Source organism: Bacillus sp. S3 (genome assembly GCF_005154805.1).
GTDB lineage: Bacteria > Bacillota > Bacilli > Bacillales > Cytobacillaceae > Neobacillus.
Window position 1 is genome coordinate 1 of record NZ_CP039727.1, and the last position, 19,378, is coordinate 19,378.

The following is a 19,378-nucleotide window of genomic DNA, read 5'->3' on the forward strand; positions in this document are numbered from 1 at the left end:
GATATTGTCGAAACTCCACTTTATTTCCTTATTATACGTTTTCCACAACCAATGTTTCGTATATTTATAAATTAATAGGCTGTACTGCCAGTACAAACCGGATTTTTATGGAATTAGTCGAACAGGTGAGCTGGCGTTAGACAACTATTTTTTGGGGTTAGACAGAATAAATCCGAGTGCCAGTTAAAATAAATTGTCTTTTACTATATCAAATAAGGAGGGATACTAGTTGGAAAATATTGCGGATCTTTGGAATGCAGCGCTAGCCAATATTGAGAAAAAGATAAGCAAGCCTAGCTTTGACACATGGCTCAAATCTACAAAAGCCCATTCCCTTCAAGGCGATCTGCTTGTGATCACGGCTCCGAATGAATTTGCACGTGATTGGCTGGAAGAGCGGTATTCTCAGTTAATCTCCGGGATTCTCTATGAAATTACCGGGGAAGAGCTATCTGTAAAATTTATTATTCCGCAAAATCAAAACGAATCTGAAAATGATGTTGCCTTACCGCCGAAGAAGGTCAAGAGAGACGATGATCACGGGGATTTCCCTCAAGGTATTTTAAATCAAAAGTATACATTTGATACGTTCGTTATCGGTTCCGGAAACCGGTTTGCCCATGCCGCATCGCTTGCTGTTGCCGAAGCGCCGGCAAAAGCCTATAATCCGTTATTTATTTACGGCGGCGTTGGTTTGGGAAAGACCCACTTAATGCACGCCATTGGTCATTATGTTTTAGATCATAACCCGCAGGCAAAAGTAGTTTATTTATCTTCTGAAAAATTTACAAACGAATTTATTAACTCGATTCGTGACAATAAAGCGGAGAATTTCCGCAATAAATATCGAAATGTCGATATCCTGCTAATTGATGATATTCAGTTTTTAGCTGGAAAAGAATCAACTCAGGAAGAATTTTTCCATACATTTAATGCACTGCATGAGGAAAGCAAGCAAATTATTATCTCGAGTGACCGGCCGCCGCGAGAGATTCCGACATTAGAAGACCGGCTGCGGTCACGGTTTGAGTGGGGCCTAATTACCGATATTACGCCGCCGGATTTAGAAACTAGAATTGCTATCCTTCGCAAGAAAGCAAAGGCAGAAGGTTTAGATATACCAAATGAAGTAATGCTCTATATTGCGAATCAAATTGATTCCAACATCCGCGAACTTGAGGGTGCCCTTATTCGTGTTGTCGCTTACTCTTCTTTAATAAATAAAGATATTAATGCAGACCTTGCTGCTGAGGCATTAAAGGATATCATTCCAAGCTCAAAGCCTAAGGTCATCACAATCCATGAAATTCAAAAGACGGTCGGAGAGCTTTTTAGCATTAAACTAGAAGACTTTAAGGCGAAAAAACGGACAAAATCTGTTGCGTTTCCGCGGCAAATTGCGATGTATTTATCACGTGAATTAACCGACAACTCTTTGCCTAAAATAGGAGAAGAGTTTGGCGGACGCGATCATACAACCGTTATCCATGCACATGAAAAAATCTCTAAGCTTCTGCAGACGGACTCACAACTGCAAAAGCAAGTGAAAGAACTGCACGAGCTGTTAAAGGTGTAACGAATAAAGAAAACTTGACCCTATACACGAAGCCTTTTAGTTGTTAAGATTGTGAATAACTTCTACGATTCTATACACAGTCTGTCCACATGTGGATAGGCTGTGTTTCTATTGAAAAATTGGAGTTATCCACATACTAACAGGCCCTACTAGTACTTCTACTTTTTTTTTAAAAAATAATATTATATGTATCTGCTTAAAAAACTATTCATAAAATGGAGGATTATTCGATGAAATTTATCATCCAACGCGATCGTCTTGTTCAAAGTGTTCAAGATGTTATGAAGGCTGTCACATCCAGAACAACCATACCCATCCTAACAGGGATCAAAATTGTCGCCACAACTGAAGGGGTAACCTTAACAGGAAGTGACTCGGATGTTTCGATTGAGTCTTTTATTCCAAAAGAGGAAGCTGGGGATGAAATCGTTGAAATTAAGCAGCAAGGAGCAATCGTTCTGCAGGCAAAATTCTTTAGTGAAATTGTTAAAAAGCTGCCGACTGATTCAGTTGAAATTGAAGTTCTTGGCTCACTGCAAACTGTCATTCGCTCCGGCAAGTCTGAATTTAACTTAAATGGCCTTGATGCAGAGGAATATCCACATCTGCCGCAAATAGAAGAAAACAATAAATTTCATATTGCGACAGATCTTTTAAAAGCAATGATTCGACAAACTCATTTTGCTGTGTCCACCTCAGAAACACGCCCCATCTTGACAGGTGTAAACTGGAGGATTGAGAATGAGGAATTAACCTGTATTGCAACAGATAGCCACCGTCTTGCACTAAGGAAGGCTAAAATCGAAACTGAAAATCATGAAGTCTATAATGTTGTCATTCCGGGAAAAAGTTTGAATGAATTAAGCAAAATTATTGATGATTCTAATGAATTAATTGACATCGTCATTACTGAAAATCAAATTTTATTTAAAGCAAAGCACTTATTATTTTTCTCCAGGTTATTAGAAGGAAATTATCCTGATACTTCAAGATTAATTCCGAATGAAAGTAAAACGGATATTACCGTAAATACAAAAGAATTCCTGCAAGCCATTGATCGTGCGTCTTTATTAGCTCGTGAAGGAAGAAATAATGTCGTCAAGTTTTCAACTATTGAGAGTGGCACTATCGAAATCTCTTCCAATACACCAGAGGTCGGAAAAGTCGTTGAAGAAATCCAAAGCAGCTCGATTGAGGGAGAAGATTTAAAAATATCCTTTAGTGCAAAATACATGATGGACGCCCTTAAAGCATTAGAAGGAACAGATGTGAAGGTGAGTTTCACCGGCGCCATGCGCCCATTTGTCATCCGTCCATTGCATGACGAAACAATCCTGCAGCTGATTTTGCCAGTAAGAACATACTAAATAAAAAGTTTCCAGGAAAAGCCGCCTTTCTGCTCATGGCGGCTTTCTTTAGGTTTAACGGGCTTCCCTTTTCTATTTGTATCTTGCCGGATTTTTTAGTAAAATAAAGTATTGGGACCATTTTTAGAAATGAGGGTGACGATTGTGCCTGAAAAAGTAAAGCTGGATACTGAATTTATTACATTAGGTCAATTTTTAAAGCTGGCGGATGTGATTCAAACTGGCGGGATGGCAAAATGGTTTTTAAGTGAACATGACATTTATATTAATGGTGAACAGGATCAAAGAAGAGGAAGAAAACTTCGTGCCGGTGACAAAGTTCAAATTGCTGGCTTTGGGGAGTTTGTGATAACCGACTAGCTAAAGGATGTCGTGTTTATGTATATTGAAAAGTTAGCGCTGAAAAATTATCGGAATTACGAAGAGTTATTCGTCGAATTTGAAAATAAAGTAAATGTCATCTTAGGTGAAAATGCTCAAGGAAAAACAAATGTGATGGAATCCATTTACGTGTTAGCGATGGCCAAATCGCATCGAACCGCAAGTGATAAAGAACTTATTCGCTGGGACATGGAGTATGCTAGAATAGAAGGCAGGGTTCAAAAACAACATAGCTCTTTACCTTTGGAATTATTGATTTCCAAAAAGGGCAAGAAGGCAAAATGCAACCATATTGAACAGCAGAAATTAAGCCAATATGTTGGGAATATGAATGTCGTCATGTTTGCTCCTGAGGACCTTAACATTGTTAAAGGGAGCCCGCAGGTGCGAAGACGGTTTATTGATATGGAAATTGGGCAAGTATCGCCCGTTTATTTACATGATATGAGTCAATATCAAAAAATACTTCAACAACGTAATCATTATTTGAAAATGATGCAGATAAAGAAGCAAACAGATATGACGATGCTTGAAATTTTAACAGAGCAATTTATTCAAATGGCCGTGAAAATTGTAAAAAGGCGGTTTGAATTTCTTAAACTCCTGGAAAATTGGGCGAAACCAATCCATCAAGGGATTTCAAGAGGTCTGGAAACGCTTGAGATTACCTATAAGCCATCTGTAGAGGTATTAGAAGAGCAAGATTTGTCGAAGATGATAGCAAGCTTTGAAGAAAAATTTGCAAAGGTTCGATTGAGGGAAATAGAACGCGGTACAACCTTATTCGGCCCTCATCGCGACGATTTATTGTTTTTTGTTAATGGACGGGATGTTCAAACCTTTGGATCTCAAGGGCAGCAGCGGACAACCGCCCTTTCAGTCAAGCTTGCCGAGATCGAATTGATTCATAATGAAATTGGCGAATATCCCATTTTACTCCTTGATGATGTGTTATCGGAATTAGATGACTACAGGCAATCCCATTTACTCAATACCATTCAAGGTAAAGTTCAAACGTTTGTAACGACCACAAGTGTGGAAGGGATTGACCATCAGACGTTAAGGGAAGCGTCCACCTTTATCGTTGAATCCGGTGTTATGCAAAAAGTGTAAACGCCTTGCTTCTGACACTCGATTCACTTGACGCTTATGCCTGCCAATAGAAAGGTTAATTGAGGTGAACTATGTATATTCACATCGGGGAAGATCTTAACATTAGGGCGAAAGACGTTATTTCGATATTAGATAAAGAGAGTGCTAAACAATCTCTGCTAGTTGAGGAGTTCTTACAGCACCATAAAGGAAAGGTTACCAATTTGTCCAAAAACCCCTTTAAATCAGTCATTATTACATATGACAAAATATACTTATCCCCTATTGCTTCTGGAACATTAAAAAAACGTTCAAGCCAAATGAATATACAGGAATTTATATAAATTATTTTTATTTCTTATCAGCTAATGACAGTATTGAACTATTTTTCTATGGAAAAGGGGCGGAGCGGCGCAAAAGTGTATTGGTTAGATAGGTTCAGTAGTAAATATACATTTTAAACATTGAATTAAGGTAAGCCTAGCTCTGCTCACACCGCCTTATTGGCAGGGATGGTTCTCTGAACAAGTTACCATATTAAAAGTTGGCATGGAACGCTATATAAGATTGTTAGAAGGTGCAGGTGAACAAGTATGACTTTGGAACAGAAGGCAGTAGAAGAATCATACGGTGCGGATCAAATTCAAGTTCTTGAAGGACTTGAAGCAGTTCGGAAACGACCTGGTATGTATATTGGCTCCACCAGTGGAAAAGGACTTCATCATCTTGTTTGGGAGATTGTTGATAACAGTATTGATGAAGCACTCGCAGGCCACTGTGACGAAATTAATGTCTTGATTGAAGAAGATAACAGTATCACGGTTAAGGATAATGGCCGGGGAATTCCGGTTGATATTCAAGAAAAGATGGGCAGACCGGCTGTTGAAGTCATTATGACTGTTCTTCACGCCGGCGGAAAATTTGGCGGCGGCGGCTATAAGGTTTCCGGCGGACTTCACGGGGTTGGTGCATCAGTAGTAAATGCCCTTTCCACTGAACTTGAGGTCTATGTTCATCGTGATGGTAAAATCCATTACATCAAATTTGAACGAGGCGCTGTAGTCAAAGAATTAGAAGTGATTGGCACAACTGATCACACAGGGACGATTACCCATTTTAAGCCGGACGGTGAAATATTCACTGAAACTTTGGAATATGAATATGACATTCTTGCGACACGTCTTCGTGAACTGGCGTTTCTTAACCGCGGAATCAAAATTACGATTGAAGACAAGCGAGTTGAAAATAAACGCAATGAATACCACTATGAAGGTGGTATTAAATCGTATGTAGAACATTTAAACCGCACGAAAGAGGTTATTCATGAAGAGCCGATTTACGTTGAGGGAGAACGAGACGGTATAAGTGTTGAAGCAGCTCTTCAATATAACGAGGGCTATACTGATAACATATACTCCTTTGCAAATAATATCCATACCTATGAAGGCGGGACACATGAATCAGGCTTTAAAACAGCTTTAACAAGAGTCATTAATGATTATGCCCGGAAAAATGGCCTCATAAAGGAAAATGACACAAACCTTTCCGGGGAGGATGTTCGTGAGGGAATCACAGCGATTGTCTCAATCAAACACCCTGACCCGCAATTTGAAGGGCAAACCAAAACAAAGCTGGGAAATTCAGAAGTTAGAGCGATAACTGACACTGTTTTTTCAACTACATTTGAAAAGTTCTTATTAGAAAACCCAGCCGTTGCCAGGAAAATCGTTGATAAAGGCCTAATGGCAGCACGTGCAAGGCTTGCCGCTAAGAAAGCAAGGGAATTAACGCGACGTAAAAGTGCGCTGGAAGTTTCCAGTTTACCAGGGAAATTGGCTGACTGTTCGTCAAAGGATCCTGCGGAAAGTGAAATGTTTATTGTTGAGGGAGATTCCGCCGGCGGATCAGCAAAGCAAGGCCGTGATCGCCATTTTCAAGCCATTCTGCCGCTTCGGGGGAAAATTCTTAATGTAGAAAAAGCTCGTCTGGATAGAATTCTTTCGAATAATGAAGTAAGGGCGATGATTACCGCGATTGGCACAGGAATCGGGGAAGATTTTGATATCGCTAAAGCTCGTTATCACAAAATCGTTATTATGACAGATGCAGATGTTGATGGCGCTCATATTCGAACACTACTCTTAACGTTCTTTTACCGGTTTATGAGGAAAATTATCGAAGCCGGTTATATTTATATAGCTCAACCGCCACTTTATAAAGTTCAGCAAGGCAAACGAGTTGAGTACGCTTATAATGACAAAGAGTTGGAGCGGATCTTTGCAGAGCTGCCAGCTGCGCCAAAACCTAATATCCAACGGTATAAAGGTTTAGGTGAGATGAATCCTGAACAATTATGGGATACAACAATGAATCCAGATAGTAGAAGTATGCTTCAGGTAAGTCTTGAAGATGCCATCGAAGCAGACGAAACCTTTGATATGTTAATGGGGGAGAAGGTAGAACCGCGCCGTAACTTCATTGAAGAAAATGCACAATACGTGAAGAATTTAGATATATAAAACATTTCGGAGGGAGGTAATCAATATGTCTGAAACACCCAATCCTCAAATAAAAGAGATTAATATTAGTCAGGAAATGCGCTCGTCCTTTCTTGATTATGCGATGAGTGTTATTGTTTCTCGTGCCCTTCCAGACGTTCGTGATGGGCTAAAACCCGTTCATCGCCGTATTTTATATGCGATGCATGACCTCGGTATCCATGCGGATAAACCTTATAAAAAGTCTGCCCGTATCGTTGGGGATGTAATTGGTAAATACCATCCACATGGTGACTCTGCTGTTTATGAAACAATGGTTCGAATGGCACAGGATTTCAATTATCGCTATATGCTTGTTGATGGCCACGGGAACTTCGGCTCTGTCGATGGAGACGGTGCAGCAGCGATGCGTTATACAGAATCAAGAATGTCGAAGATTTCAATGGAATTATTAAGAGATTTAAATAAAGATACCATTGATTATCAAGATAACTACGATGGTGAGGAAAGAGAGCCAGTTGTTCTGCCTGCGCGTTTTCCAAACCTCTTGGTCAACGGGACGACCGGGATTGCTGTTGGGATGGCAACAAATATACCACCGCACCAGCTAGGGGAAGTCATTGAAGGCGTTTTAGCCATTTCACGTGACCCTGAAATTACAATTCCGGAGTTAATGGAAATTATCCCTGGTCCAGATTTTCCTACAGGTGGATTAATTCTGGGCCGGAGCGGTATTCGTAAAGCCTACGAAACTGGCAGAGGATCGATCACACTTCGGGCAAAGGTAGTAATCGAGCAAAAATCAAATGGTAAAGAAGTCATTATTGTTAATGAATTGCCATATCAAGTAAATAAAGCGAGATTAGTTGAAAAAATTGCCGAATTAGCCCGCGATAAAAAGATTGAAGGCATTACAGACCTAAGGGATGAATCCGATCGTAAAGGGATGCGGATTGTCATCGAGGTTCGTAAGGATGCCAATGCCAATGTGCTTTTAAATAATTTATATAAACAGACGGCATTGCAAACTAGCTTCGGAATCAATACATTAGCCCTTGTTAATGGACATCCGAAGGTATTGAATCTTAAACAATGTTTAGTTCACTACTTAGATCACCAAATAGTGGTAATTCGCAGAAGAACCGAGTTTGAATTGCGTAAAGCGGAAGCACGTGCTCATATTCTAGAAGGCTTAAGAATTGCCCTCGATAATTTAGACGCCGTCATTACTCTTATTCGAAACTCGCAGACAACGGATATTGCCCGTGAAGGTTTAATGACACAATTTAACCTCTCAGAAAAGCAGGCACAGGCCATTCTTGATATGCGTCTGCAGCGTTTAACTGGATTGGAACGCGAGAAAATTGAGGATGAGTACCAAGGCTTAATGAAGCTTATTGCTGAATTAAAGGCGATTTTAGCGGATGAGGAAAAAATTCTTGAAATTATTCGTGAAGAATTGCTAGAAATAAAAGAACGTTTTAATGATAAACGCCGTACGGAAATTGTCACCGGCGGGCTTGAAAATATAGAAGATGAGGATTTGATTCCTCAGGAAAATATCGTCATTTCCTTGACGCATAATGGTTACATTAAGCGTCTTCCGGTATCTACTTATCGTGCACAAAGACGAGGCGGACGCGGTATCCAGGGTATGGGAACAAATGAAGATGATTTTGTTGAGCATCTCATTACGACATCAACTCACGATACCATTCTCTTCTTTACGAACAAAGGAAAGGTGTATCGCTCGAAAGGATACGAAGTTCCAGAATTCAGCCGTACAGCGAAAGGAATACCGATTATTAACCTTCTTGGGATTGAAAAAGGAGAATGGGTCAACGCCATCATCCCTGTCGAAGATTTTGTTGACGATTGGTCATTGTTCTTCACAACAAAAGAAGGTATTTCTAAACGGTCTCCGTTAACATCGTTTGCTAATATTCGGAACAATGGTCTAATTGCTTTGAGCTTGCGTGAGGGTGATGAATTAATCTCTGTTCGTCTAACTGACGGCAGCAAGCACATGATTATCGGGACAAAAAAGGGCATGTTGATTCACTTCCCTGAGACTGATGTACGCTCGATGGGACGAACAGCAACAGGTGTTAAAGGGATCACCCTTGACCCTGGTGATGAAGTTGTTGGTATGGAAGTATTAGAAGAGGATAACGACATTCTGATTGTTACGAAAAATGGATACGGTAAGCGTACCCCTGCGGTTGAATATCGCATTCAGGGACGTGGCGGTAAAGGAATCAAGACCTGCCATGTCACCGAGAAAAACGGTGAGCTCGTCTCCATGAGAGCTGTGACAGGTGAAGAAGACCTTATGCTTATCACCACAGGCGGCGTCCTTATTCGAATCGATGTAGCCGGTATTTCTAAAATGGGACGGAATACACAAGGTGTTAAACTGATTAGTATGAAAGAAAGCGAAAACGAATTTGTGGCAACCGTCGCAAAGGTTGAAAAAGAGGAAGAAGAACAAGAAGCTGAACATAGTGATGAAGAAGTAATCGCTATTGATGAAAACCAAGAACCAACCACGCCAGAGGGCGAAGAATAGTAAGAGAGAAGAAGCATACTTTCGTGTGCTTCTTTTTTTTTCTAAGGCTCTTCAAATGCTTTTAAGATTATTATAGTAAAAAAATAAAAAACGTGTTGACTTTATTAGGTACGGGTGATATATTTATTAAGTCGCCAACGAGCGATAGAGAAAATTGCCCTTTGAAAACTAAACAAACAAAAACGTCAACAAACAATAAATTATTAGTTTCTTCTATAGAAACTAAGCCAACGTTTTATTTTATGAGCTAATCAACTCAACTTTTTTGGAGAGTTTGATCCTGGCTCAGGACGAACGCTGGCGGCGTGCCTAATACATGCAAGTCGAGCGAATCAATGGGAGCTTGCTCCCGTTGGTTAGCGGCGGACGGGTGAGTAACACGTGGGCAACCTGCCTGTAAGACTGGGATAACTTCGGGAAACCGGAGCTAATACCGGATAATTCTTTTCCTCTCATGAGGAAAAGCTGAAAGTCGGTTTCGGCTGACACTTACAGATGGGCCCGCGGCGCATTAGCTAGTTGGTGAGGTAACGGCTCACCAAGGCGACGATGCGTAGCCGACCTGAGAGGGTGATCGGCCACACTGGGACTGAGACACGGCCCAGACTCCTACGGGAGGCAGCAGTAGGGAATCTTCCACAATGGACGAAAGTCTGATGGAGCAACGCCGCGTGAGCGATGAAGGCCTTCGGGTCGTAAAGCTCTGTTGTTAGGGAAGAACAAGTATCGGAGTAACTGCCGGTACCTTGACGGTACCTAACCAGAAAGCCACGGCTAACTACGTGCCAGCAGCCGCGGTAATACGTAGGTGGCAAGCGTTGTCCGGAATTATTGGGCGTAAAGCGCGCGCAGGCGGTCCTTTAAGTCTGATGTGAAAGCCCACGGCTCAACCGTGGAGGGTCATTGGAAACTGGGGGACTTGAGTGCAGAAGAGGAAAGCGGAATTCCACGTGTAGCGGTGAAATGCGTAGAGATGTGGAGGAACACCAGTGGCGAAGGCGGCTTTCTGGTCTGTAACTGACGCTGAGGCGCGAAAGCGTGGGGAGCAAACAGGATTAGATACCCTGGTAGTCCACGCCGTAAACGATGAGTGCTAAGTGTTAGAGGGTTTCCGCCCTTTAGTGCTGCAGCTAACGCATTAAGCACTCCGCCTGGGGAGTACGGCCGCAAGGCTGAAACTCAAAGGAATTGACGGGGGCCCGCACAAGCGGTGGAGCATGTGGTTTAATTCGAAGCAACGCGAAGAACCTTACCAGGTCTTGACATCCTCTGACACTCCTAGAGATAGGACGTTCCCCTTCGGGGGACAGAGTGACAGGTGGTGCATGGTTGTCGTCAGCTCGTGTCGTGAGATGTTGGGTTAAGTCCCGCAACGAGCGCAACCCTTGATCTTAGTTGCCAGCATTCAGTTGGGCACTCTAAGGTGACTGCCGGTGACAAACCGGAGGAAGGTGGGGATGACGTCAAATCATCATGCCCCTTATGACCTGGGCTACACACGTGCTACAATGGATGGTACAAAGGGCTGCGAGACCGCAAGGTTTAGCCAATCCCATAAAACCATTCTCAGTTCGGATTGCAGGCTGCAACTCGCCTGCATGAAGCCGGAATCGCTAGTAATCGCGGATCAGCATGCCGCGGTGAATACGTTCCCGGGCCTTGTACACACCGCCCGTCACACCACGAGAGTTTGTAACACCCGAAGTCGGTGGGGTAACCGTAAGGAGCCAGCCGCCTAAGGTGGGACAGATGATTGGGGTGAAGTCGTAACAAGGTAGCCGTATCGGAAGGTGCGGCTGGATCACCTCCTTTCTAAGGATAATGCAGTCCTTTCGGACTGATAATAAGGTTGACGTTTCTTGTTTGTTTAGTTTTGAGAGTGCAAATTCTCATTTTATATTCGTTGTGGGGGCCTATAGCTCAGCTGGTTAGAGCGCACGCCTGATAAGCGTGAGGTCGATGGTTCGAGTCCATTTAGGCCCACCATACTTCATAACGGGGCCTTAGCTCAGCTGGGAGAGCGCCTGCTTTGCACGCAGGAGGTCAGCGGTTCGATCCCGCTAGGCTCCACCAATTTGTTCCTTGAAAACTAGATAATCGTAAGAAGAAGCAAAGTAAACATCGAGTAATCGCCATTTTAGTTTTTCTCTCTTATTGAATAAGAGTTATAAACCTTTTTAGGTTAAGTTAGAAAGGGCGCACGGTGAATGCCTTGGCACTAGGAGCCGATGAAGGACGGGACTAACACCGATATGCTTCGGGGAGCTGTAAGTAAGCTTTGATCCGGAGATTTCCGAATGGGGAAACCCGCTGTTCGTAATGGAACAGTATCTTTACCTGAATACATAGGGTATAGAAGGCATACCCGGGGAACTGAAACATCTAAGTACCCGGAGGAAGAGAAAGCAAACGCGATTCCCTGAGTAGCGGCGAGCGAAACGGGACATAGCCCAAACCAAGAGGCTTGCCTCTTGGGGTTGTAGGACACTCAACATGGAGTTACAAAGGAACGGGGTAAATGAAGCGACCTGGAAAGGTCAGCCAGAGAAGGTAAAAGCCCTGTAGTTGAAACTTCGTTCCCTCCTGAGTGGATCCTGAGTACGGCCGGACACGTGAAATCCGGTCGGAAGCAGGGAGGACCATCTCCCAAGGCTAAATACTCCCTAGTGACCGATAGTGAACCAGTACCGTGAGGGAAAGGTGAAAAGCACCCCGGAAGGGGAGTGAAATAGTTCCTGAAACCGTGTGCCTACAAGTAGTCAGAGCCCGTTTATGGGTGATGGCGTGCCTTTTGTAGAATGAACCGGCGAGTTACGATCCCATGCAAGGTTAAGTTGAAGAGACGGAGCCGCAGCGAAAGCGAGTCTGAATAGGGCGTTTGAGTATGTGGTCGTAGACCCGAAACCAGGTGATCTACCCATGTCCAGGGTGAAGTCCAGGTAACACTGGATGGAGGCCCGAACCCACGCACGTTGAAAAGTGCGGGGATGAGGTGTGGGTAGCGGAGAAATTCCAATCGAACTTGGAGATAGCTGGTTCTCTCCGAAATAGCTTTAGGGCTAGCCTCACGTTGTTAGAGTCTTGGAGGTAGAGCACTGTTTGGACTAGGGGCCCTCATCGGGTTACCGAATTCAGACAAACTCCGAATGCCAAAGACTTATCCGTGGGAGTCAGACTGCGAGTGATAAGATCCGTAGTCGAAAGGGAAACAGCCCAGACCACCAGCTAAGGTCCCAAAGTATACGTTAAGTGGAAAAGGATGTGGAGTTGCTTAGACAACCAGGATGTTGGCTTAGAAGCAGCCACCATTTAAAGAGTGCGTAATAGCTCACTGGTCGAGTGACTCTGCGCCGAAAATGTACCGGGGCTAAACGTATCACCGAAGCTGTGGATTGACACCATTAGGTGTCAGTGGTAGGAGAGCGTTCTAAGGGCGTTGAAGCTAGACCGTAAGGACTGGTGGAGCGCTTAGAAGTGAGAATGCCGGTATGAGTAGCGAAAGATGAGTGAGAATCTCATCCACCGTATGCCTAAGGTTTCCTGAGGAAGGCTCGTCCGCTCAGGGTTAGTCGGGACCTAAGCCGAGGCCGAAAGGCGTAGGCGATGGACAACAGGTTGATATTCCTGTACCACCTATGAATCGTTTGAGTGATGGGGGGACGCAGGAGGATAGGGTAAGCGCGCTGTTGGATATGCGCGTCTAAGCAGTTAGGCTGGTGAACAGGAAAATCCGTTCACCGTGAAGGCTGAGCTGTGACAGCGAGGGAAATTTAGTACCGAAGTTCCTGATTCCACACTGCCAAGAAAAGCCTCTAGCGAGATTCAAGGTGCCCGTACCGCAAACCGACACAGGTAGGCGAGGAGAGAATCCTAAGGTGAGCGAGAGAACTCTCGTTAAGGAACTCGGCAAAATGACCCCGTAACTTCGGGAGAAGGGGTGCTCTTTAGGGTTCATAGCCCTGAAGAGCCGCAGTGAATAGGCCCAGGCGACTGTTTAGCAAAAACACAGGTCTCTGCGAAGCCGCAAGGCGAAGTATAGGGGCTGACGCCTGCCCGGTGCTGGAAGGTTAAGAGGAGGGGTTAGCGCAAGCGAAGCTCTGAATCGAAGCCCCAGTAAACGGCGGCCGTAACTATAACGGTCCTAAGGTAGCGAAATTCCTTGTCGGGTAAGTTCCGACCCGCACGAAAGGCGTAACGATCTGGGCACTGTCTCAACGAGAGACTCGGTGAAATTATAGTACCTGTGAAGATGCAGGTTACCCGCGACAGGACGGAAAGACCCCGTGGAGCTTTACTGTAGCCTGATATTGAATTTTGGTACAGCTTGTACAGGATAGGTAGGAGCCTGAGAAGCCGGAGCGCTAGCTTCGGTGGAGGCGTCGGTGGGATACTACCCTGGCTGTATTGAAATTCTAACCCGCACCCCTGATCGGGGTGGGAGACAGTGTCAGGTGGGCAGTTTGACTGGGGCGGTCGCCTCCTAAAGAGTAACGGAGGCGCCCAAAGGTTCCCTCAGAATGGTTGGAAATCATTCGTAGAGTGTAAAGGCACAAGGGAGCTTGACTGCGAGACCTACAAGTCGAGCAGGGACGAAAGTCGGGCTTAGTGATCCGGTGGTTCCGCATGGAAGGGCCATCGCTCAACGGATAAAAGCTACCCCGGGGATAACAGGCTTATCTCCCCCAAGAGTCCACATCGACGGGGAGGTTTGGCACCTCGATGTCGGCTCATCGCATCCTGGGGCTGTAGTCGGTCCCAAGGGTTGGGCTGTTCGCCCATTAAAGCGGTACGCGAGCTGGGTTCAGAACGTCGTGAGACAGTTCGGTCCCTATCCGTCGTGGGCGCAGGAAATTTGAGAGGAGCTGTCCTTAGTACGAGAGGACCGGGATGGACGCACCGCTGGTGTACCAGTTGTCTTGCCAAAGGCATCGCTGGGTAGCTATGTGCGGACGGGATAAGTGCTGAAAGCATCTAAGCATGAAGCCCCCCTCAAGATGAGATTTCCCATAGCGTCAAGCTAGTAAGATCCCTGAAAGATGATCAGGTTGATAGGTCAGAGGTGGAAGCGTGGCGACATGTGGAGCTGACTGATACTAATCGATCGAGGACTTAACCATTTTTAAGTGGTTGAACTCGTTTTTACAAAAAACTTCTTCCGCATTATCTAGTTTTGAGGGAATGAAACCTCAAATAAATAGTCTGGTAACTATGGCGAGAAGGTCACACCCGTTCCCATACCGAACACGGAAGTTAAGCTTCTCAGCGCCGATGGTAGTTGGGGCATGCGCCCCTGTGAGAGTAGGACGTTGCCAGGCACAAAAAAAGAGATAACCCATATAGGTTGTCTCTTTTTTTATGCCAATAAATGAAAGTGGAAAGTAAACCTCAAAAAGCGGAAAGTAAACTGACTAAACCGAACAGTAAAGTTAGAAAAGAGGAAAGTAATTCACCAAAAGTGGAAAGTAAATTAGAAATTCAAAAAAATAGAAAGCGAAAGGGACCCAAACAAGGAAATTCGGTCCCCGCCACATTTACTTCAAAAGATATTGGTATATCAAAAAGGGTCCTTTTGTCAGCGTAATGTCTAAAAACGAAGCAATAAACGGATAATCCTGATTCGGCATCATTTTTGTTAATTCACTCCACCACTCTGTTTCGTACCGGGCAATCATACTTAAGTTATAAAGCAGTAAATAATGAATCAGCAGCTCAGGAAAGGCGATTAAGTGATTTTTGATAAGCGGCAGGGCAGTGAAACCATCCTCTAGATGAAATTTTAATGGTGAAACAGCAATAGATTCGTTATCATTCAATACCAATCCTAGCCCTTCACCTGAAAATTCAGCTCCCTTTATAAACTTCGATGTTAAATACTCCTTAAAGCGATCTTCAGTCATATGATAATAATCTAAGACAGTTTCAGGGATGATCAGGCGATTTTCATCCCAAGTTAGTTTTGCAAACGTACGCTTTCCCTCAAGTAAAATGAATAATTCATCAAGTTCAGGTATAAGCTGTAGTAATTCCTCCATGATCACCTTTTCCCCTTCCAATTGTTTCATGTGAAACAATTTTTCTGACATGAAGGGGAAAAGGCCATTTTTTTGAAATTTAACCTCATCCTGAAAAAAGAGATAATTTTGCTTTTTCCTTTTCCTTGTGGAGACACCATGGGCCAAAACAGCCGTTGTCTCCGGATAAAAAGGGTCTGTGCTTAATATACATGCTTTAATTAAATGGACAAGGCCATAAAAAAGTAAAATTGGTTGCAAAATTAACGGGGACTTTTCTGCTTGTTCATAATAAACTTTTCCATGTTCGAGATAATAGAGAAAGGCATAGCCGTTTTCGTAGCTTTTTTGTTCAGGATTTTCTAACTTAAGTTTTTGATAACTAGTCTTTAAATATCGCTGGCAGTACTCAGCCGAAAAGAAACTGCTAAAGCTTTTCCAGCCTTTGTATTCAATATGCAAAATGAGATCACCTTTTTCAGAAGAATCAAACTAATTTATATTCCTTGACAGTATTTTGTCCAATTGATAACCTACAAATAATATTTTTAAATGGAAAAGGAACAGAAGCCGTAAATTCGCTGGGAATAAAGCGCATCCCGGTTCTGCTCACACCGCCTTATATAAGGATAGGTTGGTTCTCTATTTGTATTTTTATGATAGATGTTGTGTGTTAACAATATAAGTTTTTTATGGGAGGCCGTTAAAGTGTGGGAAAGTAAATTTTCTAAAGAGGGTTTAACGTTTGATGATGTTTTATTGATTCCTGGTAAATCCGAGGTACTGCCAAGAGATGTAAGTCTTCAGGTGGAATTATCGCCAAGTGTAAAGCTTAATATTCCAATTATTAGTGCCGGGATGGACACCGTGACCCAATCAGAAATGGCAATTGCCATTGCCCGCCAAGGCGGTTTAGGGATTATCCATAAAAATATGACCATTGAGCAGCAGGCTGAACAGGTTGAAAAGGTTAAAAGGTCTGAAAGCGGGGTTATTACCGACCCATTCTTTTTAACTCCAGAGCACCAAGTATTTGATGCGGAACATTTAATGGGAAAATATCGCATTTCCGGTGTGCCGATTGTTAATAATTTGGAGGAACAGAAGCTTGTCGGAATCATCACGAACAGAGATCTTCGCTTCATCCAAGATCAAGATTATTCATTTAAAATTTCTGATGTCATGACAAAGGAAAACCTGGTAACGGCACCAGTTGGTACGACATTAAAAGAGGCGGAAGAAATCCTTCAGAAATATAAAATTGAAAAATTGCCGCTTGTTAATGATGAAGGTGTGTTGAAAGGATTAATTACGATTAAGGATATTGAAAAAGTAATTGAATTTCCTCACTCTGCAAAAGACAGCCAAGGCCGCTTATTAGCAGGGGCTGCCGTTGGAGTAACAAAAGATACGATGAAACGCGCTGAGGCGCTTGTAGCGGCTAATGTGGATGTCCTTGTTGTTGATACTGCTCACGGACATTCAAAAGGTGTTCTTGATACAGTCAAGGAACTTAAAACAGCATTTCCTCAGGTAACAATTGTTGCCGGCAATGTGGCAACCGCTGAAGCAACCAAAGACCTGTTTGAAGCAGGGGCTGATGTCGTGAAGGTAGGAATTGGACCTGGTTCTATTTGCACAACACGGGTTGTTGCCGGCGTTGGTGTACCGCAAATTACAGCCGTCTATGACTGCGCAACAGAAGCACGGAAGCATGGAAAAACGATTATTGCTGACGGCGGCATCAAATACTCAGGGGATATCGTTAAGGCGCTGGCAGCAGGCGGACATGCCGTTATGCTGGGCAGCTTGTTAGCCGGGGTTACTGAGAGCCCTGGAGAGACGGAAATATTCCAAGGACGCCGCTTTAAGGTATATCGCGGCATGGGGTCAGTTGCCGCAATGGAAAAAGGTTCAAAAGATCGATATTTCCAAGAGGATAATAAAAAGTTTGTACCGGAAGGAATTGAAGGCCGCATCCCTTATAAAGGGCCATTAGCAGAGACCATCTATCAATTAATTGGCGGCATACGTTCAGGAATGGGTTATTGCGGTACAAAGGATCTTGAGGCATTACGGACCCAGGCACAATTTATTAAAATGACAGGTGCTGGCCTTAAAGAAAGTCACCCGCACGATGTTCAAATTACAAAAGAGGCACCTAATTATTCACTTTGATACGTTGAAACAGAGAGGCGGCTGCCTCTCTGTTTTTTTGCGTAAAAAAGCGGCTGCCATGTGAAAAAGGTCCTAAGTGAAGAAGCAAAACAAGCAAAATTTATCATAAGATGGTGCTATGCTCCGCCTATGATTTACTAGGCAGTTATGTTAAAATAACCAAGGTGTAATAAAACGTTGGAGGGCTATAAAGTGAATAAACATTTTTATCAGAAGTGCGTTGCTAGTGCGCTGGCACTCGTCATGTTTATCAGCCTATTTGCCGGAGCAAGTACAGCAAAGGCAGAAGCGGCATTAAATGTGAATGCAGATGGGGCCATATTGGTTGACGGAGAAACAGGTAAGGTTTTATATGAAAAGAATGCAGACAGTGTACTAGGAATTGCTAGTATGACAAAAATGATGACAGAATATCTTTTATTAGAGGCAGTTAAAAAGGGTAAAGTGAAATGGGACCGAGAATATACACCTAGTGACCTCGTCTATAAAATTTCCCAAAATCGTGATCTTTCAAACGTCCCGTTACGGGCTGACGGTAAATATACAGTACGTGAATTATATGAAGCAATGGCGATTTACTCTGCAAATGCTGCGACCATTGCCATTGCTGAGGTAATTGGCGGTTCAGAAACAAATTTTGTAAAAATGATGAATGATAAAGGAACTAAGTTAGGGTTGAAGGATTATAAATTCGTCAACTCAACAGGGTTAAATAATCGTGATTACAAAGGGGAGCACCCGCAAGGAACTGGCGCTGAAGAAGAAAATGTCATGTCCTCCCGGGCTGTTGCTACACTTGCGTTACATCTGATTAATGATTTCCCAGATGTATTGAAAACAGCGAGCACCCCGAAGAAAACATTCCGTGAAGGCACAGAAGATAGAATTGAAATGATCAACTGGAACTGGATGCTGCCGGAGTTAGATTTTGGCTATCAAGGCATGGACGGGCTTAAAACCGGGACAACAGATTTTGCCGGCTATTGTTTTACAGGTACGGCTTCCCGTGATGGAAAAAGATTTATTACAGTAGTTCAAAATGCGAAGGACTCCAGCGGAAAAGGCGGGTATAAAGCACGCTTTGATGAAACGAGAAAGATGTTGGATTATGCCTTCAGTAACTACTCAAAAGAAGAGCTTGTTCCAAAACACTACCAAGTGAAGGGGCATAAAACAATCCCAGTCATCAAAGGAAAAGAGGATCAAGTAAAGATTTATACGAAATCTGCCGTTGAAATGGTCGTTCACAATGGCGAAAAAGAAAATTATAAACCAGTCTTAGTACTGGATAAAAAGAAAATCAACAAAAATGGCGAGTTAACGGCACCAATTAAAAAAGGTGAAAAGGTCGGCACTTTAACCATTGAACCGAAAAACGGTGAAAAGGTCAGCTTCATTACAGGGAATGGACAAGCACAGGTGGATGTCATTGCTGCACAAGATGTAGAGAAGGCAAACTGGTTTGTTCTGATGATGCGTGGAATCGGTCATTTCTTTGGTGATGTCTGGCACGGAATTGCCTCAGCTGTTAAGGGATGGTTTTAATTAAGTATCCGCCTACTTCGTCGAGATGGTGAAGGAAGCAAAAGCACAACAATTTGTATAAGGTTGTTGCAAATTGCTAATAATTATAGTAAATTATTAAACAAAACTATAATGCTAAAAGCAATGAGAGGAACTAGTAACAGGAACATCACTCCAAAAGA

Annotated in this window: 10 protein-coding genes, 2 tRNA genes, 3 rRNA genes and 1 other annotated feature (1 of these 16 cut by a window edge); of the genes, 14 read left to right on the forward strand and 1 reads right to left on the reverse strand. The window is 43.3% G+C overall.

Annotated elements, in window-relative coordinates; translation table 11 throughout:
* The first annotated feature begins 229 nt into the window (after positions 1-229).
* From dnaA to rrf, 12 genes are all read left to right on the forward strand, one after another.
* Positions 230-1,576 (forward strand): chromosomal replication initiator protein DnaA, encoded by a 1,347-nt coding sequence (gene dnaA / locus FAY30_RS00005; RefSeq protein WP_149868009.1) that lies wholly within the window; start codon positions 230-232, stop codon positions 1,574-1,576.
* Positions 1,577-1,806: 230 nt separating this feature from the next.
* Positions 1,807-2,943: a DNA polymerase III subunit beta gene (gene dnaN, locus FAY30_RS00010; protein WP_149868010.1), complete on the forward strand. Its 1,137-nt coding sequence runs from the start codon at positions 1,807-1,809 to the stop codon at positions 2,941-2,943.
* A 144-nt stretch (positions 2,944-3,087) separates the two neighbouring features.
* The gene (gene yaaA / locus FAY30_RS00015; protein WP_149872538.1) at positions 3,088-3,303 is read left to right on the forward strand and encodes a S4 domain-containing protein YaaA; all 216 of its coding nucleotides are present in this window, start codon (positions 3,088-3,090) and stop codon (positions 3,301-3,303) included.
* An 18-nt stretch (positions 3,304-3,321) separates the two neighbouring features.
* Positions 3,322-4,437, forward strand: a complete 1,116-nt coding sequence (recF, locus tag FAY30_RS00020; RefSeq protein ID WP_149868011.1) for a DNA replication/repair protein RecF — start codon at positions 3,322-3,324, stop codon at positions 4,435-4,437.
* A gap of 71 nt (positions 4,438-4,508) precedes the next feature.
* The gene (gene remB / locus FAY30_RS00025; protein ID WP_149868012.1) at positions 4,509-4,760 is read left to right on the forward strand and encodes an extracellular matrix regulator RemB; all 252 of its coding nucleotides are present in this window, start codon (positions 4,509-4,511) and stop codon (positions 4,758-4,760) included.
* Between the two features lie 249 nt (positions 4,761-5,009).
* Entirely contained in the window at positions 5,010-6,935 is a 1,926-nt protein-coding gene (gene gyrB, locus FAY30_RS00030; protein WP_411675469.1) for a DNA topoisomerase (ATP-hydrolyzing) subunit B, read from the forward strand.
* Between the two features lie 25 nt (positions 6,936-6,960).
* Positions 6,961-9,483 carry a DNA gyrase subunit A gene (gene gyrA, locus FAY30_RS00035; RefSeq protein ID WP_149868013.1) on the forward strand — a complete coding sequence of 841 codons (2,523 nt, stop codon included), beginning with the start codon at positions 6,961-6,963 and terminating at the stop codon, positions 9,481-9,483.
* Between the two features lie 262 nt (positions 9,484-9,745).
* Positions 9,746-11,295: ribosomal RNA gene (locus FAY30_RS00040) — 16S ribosomal RNA — on the forward strand.
* A gap of 97 nt (positions 11,296-11,392) precedes the next feature.
* Positions 11,393-11,469, forward strand: a tRNA-Ile gene (locus tag FAY30_RS00045).
* A gap of 11 nt (positions 11,470-11,480) precedes the next feature.
* A tRNA-Ala gene (locus FAY30_RS00050) sits at positions 11,481-11,556 on the forward strand.
* A 107-nt stretch (positions 11,557-11,663) separates the two neighbouring features.
* A 23S ribosomal RNA gene (locus FAY30_RS00055) occupies positions 11,664-14,600 on the forward strand.
* Positions 14,601-14,681: 81 nt separating this feature from the next.
* Positions 14,682-14,798 (forward strand): 5S ribosomal RNA (gene rrf / locus FAY30_RS00060).
* The 16S, 23S and 5S rRNA genes sit together here with 2 tRNA genes alongside, the layout of an rRNA operon.
* Positions 14,799-15,014: 216 nt before the next feature.
* Here the strand turns inward: rrf and FAY30_RS00065 are convergent.
* On the reverse strand, positions 15,015-15,956 hold the full coding sequence (locus FAY30_RS00065; protein ID WP_149868014.1) for a YaaC family protein: 942 nt from the start codon (positions 15,954-15,956) through the stop codon (positions 15,015-15,017).
* Positions 15,957-16,202: 246 nt separating this feature from the next.
* Between FAY30_RS00065 and guaB the strand changes: the two genes are divergently transcribed.
* Positions 16,203-17,672: an IMP dehydrogenase gene (guaB, locus tag FAY30_RS00070; RefSeq protein ID WP_149868015.1), complete on the forward strand. Its 1,470-nt coding sequence runs from the start codon at positions 16,203-16,205 to the stop codon at positions 17,670-17,672.
* 243 nt (positions 17,673-17,915) lie between these two features.
* Positions 17,916-19,217 (forward strand): serine hydrolase, encoded by a 1,302-nt coding sequence (locus tag FAY30_RS00075; RefSeq protein WP_223820962.1) that lies wholly within the window; start codon positions 17,916-17,918, stop codon positions 19,215-19,217.
* A 114-nt stretch (positions 19,218-19,331) separates the two neighbouring features.
* Positions 19,332-19,378: a binding site (T-box leader), on the forward strand; it runs 180 nt beyond the window's last position.

Bases quoted from the DNA above. Each gene is read 5' to 3' on its own strand.
- remB (WP_149868012.1), top strand. From the start codon at position 4,509: ATGTATATTCACATCGGGGAAGATCTTAACATTAGGGCGAAAGACGTT.
- recF (WP_149868011.1), top strand. From the start codon at position 3,322: ATGTATATTGAAAAGTTAGCGCTGAAAAATTATCGGAATTACGAAGAG.
- gyrA (WP_149868013.1), top strand. From the start codon at position 6,961: ATGTCTGAAACACCCAATCCTCAAATAAAAGAGATTAATATTAGTCAG.
- FAY30_RS00075 (WP_223820962.1), top strand. From the start codon at position 17,916: ATGTTTATCAGCCTATTTGCCGGAGCAAGTACAGCAAAGGCAGAAGCG.
- gyrB (WP_411675469.1), top strand. From the start codon at position 5,010: ATGACTTTGGAACAGAAGGCAGTAGAAGAATCATACGGTGCGGATCAA.
- dnaN (WP_149868010.1), top strand. From the start codon at position 1,807: ATGAAATTTATCATCCAACGCGATCGTCTTGTTCAAAGTGTTCAAGAT.